At 37.2% G+C, this 13,260-nt stretch carries 15 protein-coding genes; 6 read left to right on the top strand and 9 right to left on the bottom strand.

What is annotated here, in order from left to right; translation table 11 throughout:
- Positions 1-111: 111 nt before the first annotated feature.
- On the top strand, positions 112-1,011 hold the full coding sequence (locus tag LO754_RS04155; protein ID WP_227665412.1) for a hypothetical protein: 900 nt from the start codon (positions 112-114) through the stop codon (positions 1,009-1,011).
- A 116-nt stretch (positions 1,012-1,127) separates the two neighbouring features.
- On the opposite strand, the gene coaD is transcribed toward LO754_RS04155, so the two are convergent.
- The 3 genes from coaD to LO754_RS04140 all read right to left on the bottom strand — a co-directional run bounded on the left by coaD (position 1,128) and on the right by LO754_RS04140 (position 3,684).
- Positions 1,128-1,670, bottom strand: coding sequence for a pantetheine-phosphate adenylyltransferase (gene coaD / locus LO754_RS04150; RefSeq protein WP_069510287.1), 543 nt, complete (start codon positions 1,668-1,670; stop codon positions 1,128-1,130).
- Entirely contained in the window at positions 1,618-2,184 is a 567-nt protein-coding gene (gene rsmD / locus LO754_RS04145; protein ID WP_024362159.1) for a 16S rRNA (guanine(966)-N(2))-methyltransferase RsmD, read from the bottom strand. Before rsmD ends, coaD begins: the two co-directional genes overlap by 53 nt.
- Positions 2,185-2,259: 75 nt before the next feature.
- Positions 2,260-3,684 carry an RNA polymerase II gene (locus LO754_RS04140; protein ID WP_107895669.1) on the bottom strand — a complete coding sequence of 475 codons (1,425 nt, stop codon included), beginning with the start codon at positions 3,682-3,684 and terminating at the stop codon, positions 2,260-2,262.
- A gap of 56 nt (positions 3,685-3,740) precedes the next feature.
- Between LO754_RS04140 and LO754_RS04135 the strand changes: the two genes are divergently transcribed.
- Complete coding sequence (locus tag LO754_RS04135) at positions 3,741-4,130, top strand: DUF7147 family protein (protein ID WP_024362161.1); 390 nt, start codon at positions 3,741-3,743, stop codon at positions 4,128-4,130.
- A gap of 2 nt (positions 4,131-4,132) precedes the next feature.
- On the opposite strand, the gene LO754_RS04130 is transcribed toward LO754_RS04135, so the two are convergent.
- A complete protein-coding gene (locus LO754_RS04130; RefSeq protein ID WP_024362162.1) occupies positions 4,133-4,405 on the bottom strand; it encodes a YlbG family protein in 273 nt (90 codons plus the stop codon).
- A gap of 225 nt (positions 4,406-4,630) precedes the next feature.
- On the opposite strand from LO754_RS04130, the gene LO754_RS04125 reads away from it, so the two are divergent.
- Positions 4,631-5,536, top strand: coding sequence for a glycerophosphodiester phosphodiesterase family protein (locus tag LO754_RS04125; protein ID WP_231785670.1), 906 nt, complete (start codon positions 4,631-4,633; stop codon positions 5,534-5,536).
- A gap of 279 nt (positions 5,537-5,815) precedes the next feature.
- Here the strand turns inward: LO754_RS04125 and LO754_RS04120 are convergent, their stop codons facing one another.
- Complete coding sequence (locus tag LO754_RS04120; protein WP_231785669.1) at positions 5,816-6,868, bottom strand: tartrate dehydrogenase; 1,053 nt, start codon at positions 6,866-6,868, stop codon at positions 5,816-5,818.
- Positions 6,869-7,151: 283 nt separating this feature from the next.
- Positions 7,152-7,541: a YlbF family regulator gene (locus tag LO754_RS04115; RefSeq protein WP_231785668.1), complete on the bottom strand. Its 390-nt coding sequence runs from the start codon at positions 7,539-7,541 to the stop codon at positions 7,152-7,154.
- A 143-nt stretch (positions 7,542-7,684) separates the two neighbouring features.
- Here LO754_RS04115 and LO754_RS04110 point away from each other — a divergent pair, with 143 nt between their 5' ends.
- Positions 7,685-8,188 carry a PaaI family thioesterase gene (locus tag LO754_RS04110; protein ID WP_025218745.1) on the top strand — a complete coding sequence of 168 codons (504 nt, stop codon included), beginning with the start codon at positions 7,685-7,687 and terminating at the stop codon, positions 8,186-8,188.
- On the opposite strand, the gene LO754_RS04105 is transcribed toward LO754_RS04110, so the two are convergent.
- Positions 8,166-9,638 carry a UDP-N-acetylmuramoyl-L-alanyl-D-glutamate--2,6-diaminopimelate ligase gene (locus LO754_RS04105; RefSeq protein ID WP_231785667.1) on the bottom strand — a complete coding sequence of 491 codons (1,473 nt, stop codon included), beginning with the start codon at positions 9,636-9,638 and terminating at the stop codon, positions 8,166-8,168. The genes LO754_RS04110 and LO754_RS04105 overlap by 23 nt on opposite strands.
- 208 nt (positions 9,639-9,846) lie before the next feature.
- Positions 9,847-10,959, bottom strand: a complete 1,113-nt coding sequence (locus LO754_RS04100; protein WP_231785666.1) for a CAP domain-containing protein — start codon at positions 10,957-10,959, stop codon at positions 9,847-9,849.
- A gap of 148 nt (positions 10,960-11,107) precedes the next feature.
- Between LO754_RS04100 and LO754_RS04095 the strand changes: the two genes are divergently transcribed.
- Both LO754_RS04095 and ytvI read left to right on the top strand, forming a co-directional pair.
- Complete coding sequence (locus LO754_RS04095) at positions 11,108-11,509, top strand: YugN family protein (RefSeq protein ID WP_024362169.1); 402 nt, start codon at positions 11,108-11,110, stop codon at positions 11,507-11,509.
- A gap of 187 nt (positions 11,510-11,696) precedes the next feature.
- On the top strand, positions 11,697-12,761 hold the full coding sequence (ytvI, locus tag LO754_RS04090; protein ID WP_080653308.1) for a sporulation integral membrane protein YtvI: 1,065 nt from the start codon (positions 11,697-11,699) through the stop codon (positions 12,759-12,761).
- Between the two features lie 17 nt (positions 12,762-12,778).
- Here ytvI and LO754_RS04085 read toward each other — a convergent pair whose 3' ends face one another.
- Complete coding sequence (locus LO754_RS04085; RefSeq protein ID WP_024362171.1) at positions 12,779-13,240, bottom strand: DUF420 domain-containing protein; 462 nt, start codon at positions 13,238-13,240, stop codon at positions 12,779-12,781.
- Positions 13,241-13,260 lie beyond the last annotated feature (20 nt).

Raw genomic sequence — 13,260 nt, 5'->3', positions numbered from 1 at the left:
CACCTCCTAAGACGCACGCAAAACTATTAGTTCATGTTTTTGCCTTTTTTACATATATTGATTTTAGCATTTGCCTATGTGAATGACAAAAAGTTGAAACGAGATGATATCATGTTTGCGACAATTCAAATAGCGCTCTGCATACTTCTTATCCTATTACTCTTGTTGTTCCCACAAACTGCTCATAGTGGTACCGATTTAGGATTAAATCTTTTTATGGAGGCGTTATTCCCTTATTTATTGCCTTATCTTATTTTAACGCAATGGTTACTTCGTTTAACCGCTCCTATGCGTGCAAAAACAAAACGAATTTCTCTATACGTACAAGCCTATCTTATTAGCGCACTTGGTGGGTACCCGACAGGAGCCACAACTATTGTCTATTTAAAAAATAGTGGACAATTACACTTAAAAGAGGCGAACTTTTTACTTGCCGTTTGTCATGCCCCAAGCCCTCTTTTCGTACTAGGTTTTGTCAGCCTTGATTTATTAAACAGTAATACGTTTGGTTGGCTGTTTTTATGTTTACTACATAGTTTTAATATTTGTTGCTTAGTAGTTGGTTATTTTTTATTTCGTAAAACCGACCCTCCTACCATTTCTGTACACAATACCGTCTTATATACAGCCCCATTTTCAGAGAGCATAAAAGAAACGGCACCAACCATTCTATTAGTTGGCACAACCATCATTTTTTTCACAACCATTCAAACCATATTACAACAAGGATTAGATAAAATGTTACCTGCTATTCCACAAACAGTTGAGCTTGCTATCGCCGCGATTCTTGAAGTAACAAACGGATTAAAAATGACAGTTACTGAGTTTTCTGATTTCCCGTATTTATCATTACTCGTTGTCATAATGTTGACAATGCAAAGCATAAGTATTCATTTGCAAATTTTTGTTATTGCAAAATCAGCCAAACTTTCTGTCAGACCTTACATCAAATTTCGCCTTCTTAGCATAATCATTGTGCCAACAATTTATGCTGCTTTTTTCTTACTATAGTGCCAGTCACCCAAACAATTCTGAATTTTCCTTGCTTAAGCCGCGTAAAATGGTTGTATATAAAAAAGACTATAGAATGGACTCGAATTTTTTCAAGTCCGTCTATAGTCTACAGATTATTTAGCAAAACCATATTTTTCCTTTAAAGCTCGTTCAACACAAGCTGGAACCAACTCACGGACATCGCTTCCGTATTTCGCTACCTCTTTAACAATGCTAGAGCTTAAGAACGAATATTGATTTTTTGTCATAATAAAAAATGTTTCAATCGTTTCATCTAGAAAACGGTTCATCGAAGTAATTTGCATTTCGTATTCAAAATCCGAAACTGCTCGTAATCCACGAACAATGGCTTTCGCATTCTTTTCTTTTGCATAGTCAATCAGAAGACCAGATGAACTCTCGATTCTGACATTCGGCAAGTCCTTTGTAACTTCCGCCATTAATGACATCCGTTCATCTACAGAAAATAATGGATGCTTGGATGAATTGTTTAACACTGCCACATAAACCACATCAAAAACATCTGCAGCACGCTTGATAATATCTAAATGACCAAATGTAACAGGATCAAAACTTCCAGGAACAACAGCAACTTTCTCCAACTTACTCTCCCTCTTCCCCAGCACAACGATAAACCGAAATAATCGTTCCGCCATATGTTTCTTGTCTCTGTAATAGAAAAGCACCAAAGCTAGAAGGCAATTCTACCTCTTTTGCATGTTCACATAAAATAATACCATTGCGTTGTACTTTATCATGCTCGACAAGCACCTGTACTAAATCATAGTATTCTTTATGATGATAAGGCGGATCTAAAAATACAAGATTAAATGTAATATCACGCTTTAACAGCGCTTTCACAGCACGCTTTGCATCAATGCGAAAAAGCTCTGAACAATCTTCATAACGACACTTCTTGATATTTTCCTGTAATACCTGATAGGCTTTTACGTCTTTTTCAATGAAGACAGCATGTTCTACACCTCGACTAAGCGATTCAATTCCTAAACCGCCACTTCCAGCAAATAAATCGAGTGCTGTTCCTCCATCAAAAAAGGGACCGATTATATTAAAGATGGATTCTTTTACCTTGTCTGTTGTAGGTCTTGTTGTACTCCCCGCAACAGCCTTTAAGGGCATTCCTTTGCGTTCTCCTGCTACTACTCTCATAGATGTAATTCACCGTACTTTCTGCTACATATAGAAAGCATTTTTGCAGCGAAAGACATCCTCCGCTGCAAAAAATTATTCTTGTTCTTGTGTTAACACTTGAATACGACCATCACTTTTTTGTAGTTCTACTAAAAATAGACGTTGTAACCAAGCTTCTTCTACATAATAATGATCCACAATTTTTATAATTGGATCAGAGATTGTGGAATATCTACGTTGATTGAACACGTAAAATCCAGATTCTTTTGGGAAACGGAATGTTCGATTATCACTATTTACATAATAGCCGTTTTTCCCTTCACTAGCTGTATAACCTAGGTATGGTAGCAATGTATCAGCACTGTATAATACTTGACCCTCATATAAAATAACATGAACATCTTTTTTAATTGTGCCATCTACATAAATACTACGCTCATCTTCCAATAATAATGGATACGTACCATTTTCTTGGCTTGCATTCAATTGGAAATACGAAGTTTTTGCATTCAATACCGTTGATAATAGCTTGTCCATTGAAACCGGCGATATCGGCTCTTGTCCAAGATTGTGCATGGCATCTTTCCATGCCACCTGTTGATCTGACGTCATGTACTCTTTTAATGTCTTCACAATTGCCTTTGACTTATCTGAGCCAATTGAATCCTTCACTAAATAGGATGCCACAACTTCCGCTAACCATGCCGGTGAATTTTCAAATGTATATTGCGATTGAATTTGTGAAAGAATCACTTCCTGCTCCACCGCTTGAGGTGTTAGCGTAGGTAAAAATAATAAACGTTCATCATGTTGGGCAACAGGATTTTTCTCTTGAATAATCGCTATGTGCTCATCATTTAAAAACTTGATATTTTCAAGTGATTTTAAGAAATCGTTTGAAATTGCCTGCTGTGCATAAATTGTTAAAACAGGCGTCTGTTCTTGTGCCTTTAAATTACCAGCCTGCCAATAAATATCACTCACTGCACCGTTTCCACTAAACATCGTATAGTTAACAAGTGATAATTGTTGCTGACCTACTAAAGGTAAACCTGTAATCCATTGACCAACAGTTTTACTATCTGTTGAAATATGAATGACAGAATAAGATACTTCTCCATTCGTTAAAGTAGCAAATACATTTTGAAGAAGCATTTTGTCTTTCAGTCCGCCCTCAATAGGGATTATGTATGAAACAGATTGTGATTTTGTTTCGCCTTTAGCAAAATAGGATGCTTCCTCTGATAAACGTTTACAACTATTTTCATTCTCGATAAAACATGTTGGGTTTGTTGCATCGTCCGGCCATTTAATTTTCACCTTTTGATTTGGTAAATTTTTAAAATGATGACGAATATCAAGACTATTTTCACGATACACAATCTCAATTTCTTGCGAATAGTGGAATGGACCACCGTTTCCTGATTCTAAATCAGAAGAATATGCCTGATATTGGAAAAACAACACACCTGTAACGACTAATACTAAAATTGTAAAGAAACTCATTGCAAATTTCATGTGCTTGACCTCCCGCAGCATGATACTATGTGTATTGGAAAGGATGTGCAATATATATGCCACAACAATTTATAGAATTAGGAGAAGGCTATGGCGATGTTTATGAACTACTTGAAATTATTAAAACAAATCAAGGTCGCTTTCACCAAGCCTTTATACTAACGTCTACAAAAGAAGATAAAAAGGTTGCTTCTTTAGCTATTGCTTTAAAACCAGTCGGAGAAAGTAAATTCATGCCGATTTATATTTGTCGCGAAGGAATTCCATTTCAAGAGGACAAGCCTTCAAAGCGTCAAATCATGTTCGAAGAAAGTATTGAACAACTGGGTCGAAAAGCGGTTGTTGTAGAAATAAAGCACTCATCTATATTTTCGGAGCCAAAACTATTTTATCAATACTTAATTGGAATAATGAGACTACATCACTATATCCCAGCATTAAATTAATGTTATAGGCCCGTTTTATAGTCATATTCCTTCGCTTTATCCGGCTTTGCATTTTCGAACTCAGTTTTAACGAAGGGACGATAAGATTCCACAACGTCTTTCACAAATGGAAGGCGTTGTAATTTTATTGTCATCATTTCAATGTCCTCTCGATCGCAATACAGTACTACATATTTTTGCTTACGAGAAATGTAATGAACATGACCATATTTTCGAAGTGATTTCGCATGTTTTAATTGATGGACGTAAACGATTAGCCCTTGTCGTTCGTTCATATAGTTTTCCCTCATTTCTTACATAAAAGCATACCATAGACCGGAAAATGATAGCAACAGAGTTTAGCTGACAGAACGCTCATTTTTCCGTTATAATGGAAAAGCATAGCGCGTTTATCGACAGATTTACATTCTCTCATGCTAGATAAAAGTGCTTTAGCTAAAACATTGCAAGTGAATTCGCCAGCACCTTTTATATTAATTTGATTGTTAAGGAGGACGAATATGGGTAAGAAAACGAAGATAGCTATTGCAATAGCAGCAGCCAGCGCAGCTGCTTGGGCAGGTAGTAAAGCTATTTCTAAACCTCAACAGCGTGAAGGGAAACAAGCATTACAATTTGATCGCCCGATTATTTTGGCACATCGCGGCGGAGCACATTTAGAACCCGAGCATACAATGCTTGCTTTTGAAAAATCGGCACAACTAGGTGTAGACGGCTTTGAAATAGACATTCGCTTAACAAAAGACGAAGAAATTATCGTCTTCCATGATGCTACCGTAGAGCGTACAACTGAAGGTTATGGTGCAGTATCAGAAATGACATTAGAAGAAATAAACGCATTAAATCATGGTTATCAGTTCGAGAATTTAGCAGGCGAATATCCTTATCGGGATACAAAAGTTGACGTTGTTACACTACGTGAACTGCTAGAAAGCTATCCAAATATGTTAATCAATATTGATATTAAAGATGCACCAGATACGTATGAAGGTAGTTTAATGCCTTCAAAACTATGGCGATTAATAGAAGAATTAGGCGTAGAGAATCGAGTTGTTGTCACTAGCTTTTATGGTGAACAGATTGACCGTTTTAATTTATATGCACAAAATCAAGTCGCACTTGGCGCAGGTGAGTCAGATGTTCGTAAAGCATTCGCTTCATTCTCAAGTCAATTCGGACATTTATATCATCCAAAAGTAGATGTATTCCAAATTCCTCCAAAGTCAGGTGTCGTGTCACTCGATTCACCAAAGTTTATTCAGTTTTTAAACAACTTAAATATTCCAGTTCATTATTGGACAATTAACGATTTAGTGACTATGAATAAATTAATCCATAACGGCGCAAAAGGTATTATTACCGATCGCCCTGATATCGCAGTTGAATTACTAGTACAACATGACTAAAGACAAAAAGAGTCTGGGACAAAAGAGAAAAGGTGTTAGATTGATGGCAGTCAATCTAACACCTTTTTTGCTGCGCCGTTGTTGTCCGCTTCGACGGTGCTTTCCGCTCAGCACAGTAAGTTGCAATCCTCGCTAACGCGCAAAATGCCAGCTTCTTACGCTGTGTGCGTTCTGAGCAGGAGTCACTGCCTCCGTTACCAACAACAAGATAGCTAAGTTCTCCATATAGCAAAAATTTATGAACACCTTTCCTCTGTTCCTTAAATTTTTTAGTTACGCTTATGATAACTGATTTAAAATTGCATCCGTTACCTCTCTCATTGTAGCCGTTCCTCCTAAATCTACCGTTTTTATGCCTTGAGCTAAAGTAGCTTCCATTGCATTTAACACCTTACTGCCGAGTTCTTGATAGCCTAAAAAATCAAGCATCATTTTACCTGTCCATATTTGCCCAAGTGGGTTGGCAATTCCTTTTCCAGCAATATCAGGTGCAGACCCATGAACCGGTTCAAACATCGAAGGATAGTCGCGTTCAATATTTAAGTTAGCCGCCGGGGCAATGCCAATACTCCCCATAATAGCGCCACCTAAATCTGTTAAAATATCACCAAATAAATTGGACGCAACGATTACATCAAAGTTTTCTGGTTTCATGACTAAAAAGGCAGCTAATGCATCAATATGATTAGTCGTATGTCCTATCGTTGTATAATCTTTTGCAACTTCCGCAAAAACATCATCCCAAAAAGGCATGCTGTATGTTAATCCATTCGATTTTGTCGCACTCGTTACATGCTGGCGACGTGTTTTAGCCATTTCAAAGGCATATCGCATAGCCCGTTCCGTTCCTTTTCGCGTAAAAATTGCATTTTGAATGGCGATTTCATCCTGCCCACTATGCATACGACCACCACTCTCAGAATATTCCCCTTCTGAATTTTCACGGACAACAACAAAGTCAAAGTTATTTGGATTACGCAACGGCGATGGTAAGCCCTGTAAAAGCTTTGCTGGACGGACATTAATGGACTGCTTCATTTCACGACGAATTTTAATTAGCAAGCCCCACAAAGATATATGATCTGGTACTAAATCAGGCATGCCCACTGCACCTAAAAAAATTTGGTCATAGCCTCGTAATATTTCAATACCATTATCAGGCATCATTTTACCTGTCTCTAAGTAATAGTCACACCCCCAAGGAAATGTTGTCCATTCAAATTTAAAGCTTCCATCTAATTGTGCAATTTTATCTAAAACTTCTATTGCGGCAGGCACTACTTCTTTCCCTATACCATCTCCTGGTATCACAGCAATTCGATATATTTTCATTTCATGACCCCTTTTTCCAACTTTACTTACACACTTACTATATAATTTTTCTTGCAAAAAAAATAGCGCGATGTCGCTTTGACGTACTTTTTGAACTTATAGAAATAAAACATGTTGCTTTACGTTCCATGCGCCCCAATCAACCAATATCATATACAAATAAGATGATTTGCTCCTCCCTCCTAAAAAGAAGGATTCTTTTATAAATTTTCACAAAAAAAGACACAACACCTCGAGAGGTATTGTGTCTAGACATGAAGCAATGTTAATTCGCACTGCTTAATTATGCTGAACAAGAGCATGAGCCACCTGTGCCACAACCGCTTCCACATGAAGAATTCGATGCAAAGAACGGATTGCTAACTGGTACTTTCACTGCTTCCGATACGGTTTTACCAATAAGCAAGCTTATTTCATCAAGCAAATCTTGAAAATCATTTTCAGCTAACTTTAATGCTGAAATCTTTTCATTTAAATCGAGTGCTCGCTTTTGCTGACGAATCGATTTCATAATTGTATGATAATCCGGATGATATTTTCCGAAACGTTGTACATCTTCGTATTGCTCCTTCATGCGACCAAATGCATAAATAGCTTCTACTAATTGCGTATCACTATAGACAGCATTATACGCGAGCTTTAGCGTATGCGCAGGTTCAGAGGAAAGAATCATTTCACAAAGCGCATCGGCCTAATCCAAAATGATTGCCCATTCAGAGGTCATCATCATTTTAATTCCCCCAATCTATTTCCCATCATAACAGATTTTATGGTAATTTTACATTATTGATATTTCTAAATAAAGGAGTTTTATAATTGGGTACATCATCTAAAGGGCAAATTGAAGAATTACTCGCTACTATTTTACAACATAGTACAGCGGAGGATGAGGAAGTATTGCTACACTTGCTCAATGGCATTCGCGATAAACAACAAGGCATACATCGACGTTATATAAATGCCGCTTTACATATGGTAGGCAACTTTAAACCCGAAGTGAGTGAAGTACGAATACCTATTACGCCCGTTATTCATAATACTATTAAAGTCCCACATGGAGGCATTATTGCAACAATCGCTGATGCAGCAATGGGAGGATTAGCTTCACGTTCTGTTGCAGAAGGCTTTAATGTTGTGACTACTAATCTTAACATTTCGTATATAGCAACCACGACCAATAAAGAGTTAATCGCACGAGGACGTTTTGTTCATAAAGGGCGACAAACGCTTGTTATGGAATGTGATATCGAGGATGAGACAGGGCGTAAACTGGCGATTGCTACCGCTACTTTCTTCGTTATTCAGCGCCGTCCGTCTTAACTTCTGAAAAATAATCTTTAATACATTGTTGGTCGGAAAAAGGGAATTTTTGATTTTTTATTTGCTGCGTTTGTTCATGCCCTTTTCCGGCAACAAGAACAATATCCCCTTTTTGTGCTTTTGCCAATGCCTGATGTATCGCTACTTTACGATCCAAAAAAATTTCATAGTATTGCTGTTCAGAGAAACCTGCAATAATACTTTCATTAATGACTATCGGGTCCTCATCACGCGGATTATCAGTCGTTAAAAAAATTACATCTGCATACTTACTAGCCACAGCCCCCATGGCAAATCGTTTTGCCTTATCTCTATTACCGCCACAACTAAATACAAGATAAATGGTCTTCTTACTATCGAAAGTTTGTAGTACAGCCTGCAATGCTTCTGCTGTATGTGCGTAGTCTACATATACATCAATACCAAGCGGGTTATCAATTCGCTCAAGTCTGCCCTCCGGAAGCTTTAGCGCCCACATATGCTCAGCAAGTTCATCAATGGAGAAACCTAGACGCCACACCGCCATTAGTGCAGCTACTGCATTTTGCACATGATATTTACCAACAAAGGGGATAGCGATGATGTGCTCACTTGCTGTCGTTTGCAGACAGATAACTGTTTTTCCAACGGATTCACTCACAATTTGGATATGTAAATCATTGTGATTGTCAAAACCGAATGAGCATGATTTTTTCTTATCGTAAATACCAACGGAACGACAGAAATTATCATCGCCATTTAACACTAATTTTTTCGATAAATCTGCTAGCCTCTTTTTGGCACGCTTATATGCTTCAAGTCCCCCATGGTCTTCTAAATGATCCTCTGATAAATTTAAAAATACACCACAGTCAATATCACAATGATCTAATCGATGCTGTTGCAAACCCATTGAGGATGCTTCTAACACAACGTGTGTCACACCTTGTCGTACACATTGTTTTAATATGGGATGTAGCTCTTTTGCTTGCAGTGTTGTTAATTGCTCATATTCAGTTTGTTGTTTTTGTCCATTAATAAAGAAGCCCACTGTTCCAATAACTGCTACATTTTTATGTACAGCTTCTAGTAATTGGCTCACAAAATGGCTCACCGTCGTTTTTCCATTTGTTCCTGTAATGGCGATAACTGATAATGCCTCTGCTGGAAAAGCGGTCAGTTTTGCACTTGCATAAGATAAAAACAATGCCGTATTGGGCACCCACACAAACGGGATATTTTGATCGTTAAATGGTATGGCAATACTTTCCTCGGATACAACGGCCGCCGCACCCCTTGCCAGTGCTTCTTTGACAAAACGACTGCCCGATGTCCTTTTCCCTTTCCGTACAATAAAGATATCTCCAGGCTTCACCGCCTGTGCATAATCCTCAACACCAGTAATTATTGTACGAATGGATCCACCGGTTACACTACATGGCCAATCTTTCAATAGCTCAGCTAATTGCAAGGTTTCTCCTCCTTTCAGTTCTCTATCATATGACTTTATAACGGTGTGACGAAAAATGCAGGTGGCTCCAAGTGCCAAAAACGGTGCAATCTTGCAAGCTATAACCTAGACGAAAAAGAAAAACCATTCAATTTGAAAGTGTTAAGCACAAAAAGAATGTCTTGATGTAATCAAGACATTCTCTAAAATTGTGTGAGTGACTGGCACCTTATTCATCGGAATTCTCAACAGATTCTTCGCTTGCATCTTTCTCACTGTCATCCTTTTGCTTTGTAGGTTCCATAAAAATTTGGGTATAGTAATTTAAAAAGACACCTGACCCTACTACCGTATATTTATCATTTAAAATGACTTTGCGATGTTCTGGTGAATTTTGCCAACCATGCATTGCTTCAATAGCATCGAAGTACGCAGTTGCTAGATTTTCATTCGCATTATTAAAAACAATACCCTGTGCATCTAAACGTTTCTTTAAATCGCCGTTCGTTGGTGATTCATGACCAGAAAAATTTTGTACCTTCATATCTTCACTGTGTAGTTTTGCCACTTCTTCTAATTTTTCATCACGTTCCAATAGCGCTAAATGGTGATGAGCTCGCGTGACGTTAATTAAATCATCAAGCTGTCTAGCACTTGCTTCATTAATTTCCTGTTGTAAAAAGGAGGATGGAGGTGTTGGACTCACAAGCTCACCTTGATAAATCATTTCATAAGGCTGATGTAGTACTAACGTCTCACTATCTGTAAAGCGAACGCCTTGTAGCTCACCTGTTTCGCTATCAACATAAAGCTGTGCAAAAAGCCCGTCAAATTTAACGAGTAGTCTTGTCTGCATATCTTCTTCACTCATAGAAAAAATGAAAATATTTTCTCCTACATTCGCTGCTACTTCATAGTCAATAATTGTCATTCGGTAAATATCGTCGCGCTTCTGACCAATTTTAAAAGGTGAAGCATCCAACTTATCTCCGGCTATGTATACTTGTGTCACGATATTATTTTGCACACCTAGCATAAAAAATGTTGACACACTTGTGTTATAAACCCACCATTCGTAACCAAATGACGAAGGTTCTTTTCTTGCTGGTTCACCGTATTGTTCTACAATCATCTGAGTTCCTTGTCCAATGAATGTCGACATACCACTTTGCGGACGGGACATCGCACCTACATCTGGCTGCTCCAGCTCTGTTTTTGGAATAATATTCGAATTGGCATTTGGTCCTTCGAGTGGCTCATTTTCTTTTGCAGTATTAAAGAACATAAAGCCGATAAACGCAATTGTTGCACAGGCAATTAAAATGCGAAATAAAGCTTTCATACACGACTCCTTTTCTTCACCATTATTGTAAGTTATTATATCAATTGTAAACGTGTTGACACAATGTTGTCATTGCAACAATGTCGAATATGCTCTATTATAAAAATGAGCGTATACTTTGTATAAAAAGCTAAAGGAGGATTATTAGATGTATTTTGAGAACACTAACCTTGAAAATTTAACAGCTGACCAAGAACTGATTGAAAACATTATGAAAAAAAATGGTTTAGAATGTGACGGTGCTTGGGATTACGAACGAATGACTTTTGACCGTCGTTTTGATACTCGTGAAGGTCGTTACTACCTACGCGTATTCGCCTATGCGCAATCTGGTGATGTTGGAGCACACGATGCAGTTCTAACATTAATGAAACCAGTTCTTGGTAAATACTACTATCCACACGGCGTTGAGTATGGTGCAGATGAAGTTTTCCCAGCTCACCTTGTCAAAAAATGTGACGAAATCTTAAACAAAGTAAGATTAGACTTAGAAGCATTCGCAATTGAATCTCCTTCTAATAAAAAAGCATTGGAGCCTGTTAACGCATAATTAGCGCTAACGACATTCTTGTGAAAGCCAATGCCTTCACCACTTGCATCTTATTAAAAATGCGAGCTTGTCATAACAAATAGATATGTATCAAGAAAAGACTGGTGGTCCAGTCTTTTTTATTTTGACTAAAAAAATTTTTTCTTCTCATACTAACAATATCTTTCAAATGATGTAGGTGAGATTCTTGATACAATTTCTTAAACAACCTTTTTTTCGTCATCCAATAATCGTTATCGCTTTAGGATTGATTATACTTTGGTTTTTATCCTTATCTTTTCCCATACTTCTTGCCTATGTAACCGCATTATTATTAGAACCTCTCATTATCCGAATGAGCAAACGCTTTCGAAAAAAACGAAAAATCATCGTCTCCATTTTTTGGTTATTATTTTTTTGCATAACGCTATTACTATGTATTTTGGTAGGCTTTATAAGCTGGAAACAATTTTCATCGATTATTATTCATATTCCAGATTACCTTAACCAATTATCAGCACTCTGGATTCAAATTCAATCTAAACTAGCTAACTATACGTATCATTTACCTTTAGATCTCGTAACACAAATTCAATTCATGATAGCACGAGCACTCTCTTCCATTGAAAAATTTGCCCTTTCATTAACAAATATAAATGTTTGGTCATCAATACTGACACATATCCCAAATCAATTGTTTGATATTTTCGTTTATTGGATTGTGTTATATATGTTGCTTTTAGATTTACCTGCAATTAATCGAAAACTTCTGACTCCTATCCCCTTTCATTACCAACAAAAAATACTCTTTATTGGGGAACGAGTGAAAGTGGCATTATTCGGCTTTGTAAAGGCACAATTACTCGTGGGTGTTTGCATTTTTGCAGTAGCCTTAATCGCATTTTACTTGTTAAAAACACCTTTTCCATTCATATTAGCACTTTTACTTGTCGTATTAGATATTATCCCCTTTTTAGACTCGTTTATTTTGCTAGTACCTTGGGCAATTTACAAAGCTTTTACAGGTGACTATGTCTTTGCAATTGCCTTAATTGCGCTGACAGTCATTCTTTTCTTAATACGACGCATGATTGAACCAAAAATTATAGGAGACAAGATCGGGCTTTCATCACTTTCCACTTTTATCGCAATGTTTGTCGGCTTTAAAATATTTGGTTTTCTCGGTATTTTAATCGGTCCTTTACTTGTTGTGGTAGCACTATCTTTATTCAATCAGCCTTCTATAAAAAATCTCCCACCTACAAAAGAGTAAGGAGGGAGATTTTTGCGTTAAAATCCTAAAATTGCTTTAATAACAGACGTTGTTTCACCTGGTTCAAATAGTATATATAACAACATGTATACCATTACACCTGTGACTGCTACAAAAAACCAAATAATACTAGTAATTGGTCCAATGCGTTTGTGAAGCTTAATGTTCATTTTTAACCCTGAAATAATACTAACAATCCCAAACACTGCCCCAGTAGTTGCTAAAGTAATGTGGAAAATTAGAAAGAATGTATAATAAGGTTTTAAATCCTCACCGCCACCAAACGCTGTATTACCAATAAAGATCGTACGTGAAGCATAGATGATAAAGAAGCAAAGTGCAGCAACACCAGCAGCTAACATAACTTTTTTATGCGCTTCTACTTTTCCCTTTATAATTAAGCCCCAACCAATTGCTACAAGTACTGCACTTATCACGATAAATGATGTACTTATAGTAGGCAAAATTTGCAATTCCATTCACAAAACCCCTTATACAA

The organism is Lysinibacillus sp. GJ-1, from assembly GCF_021166035.1.
Lineage (GTDB): Bacteria > Bacillota > Bacilli > Bacillales_A > Planococcaceae > Lysinibacillus > Lysinibacillus sphaericus.
This window is presented reverse-complemented; position numbering and strand designations above follow the sequence as displayed.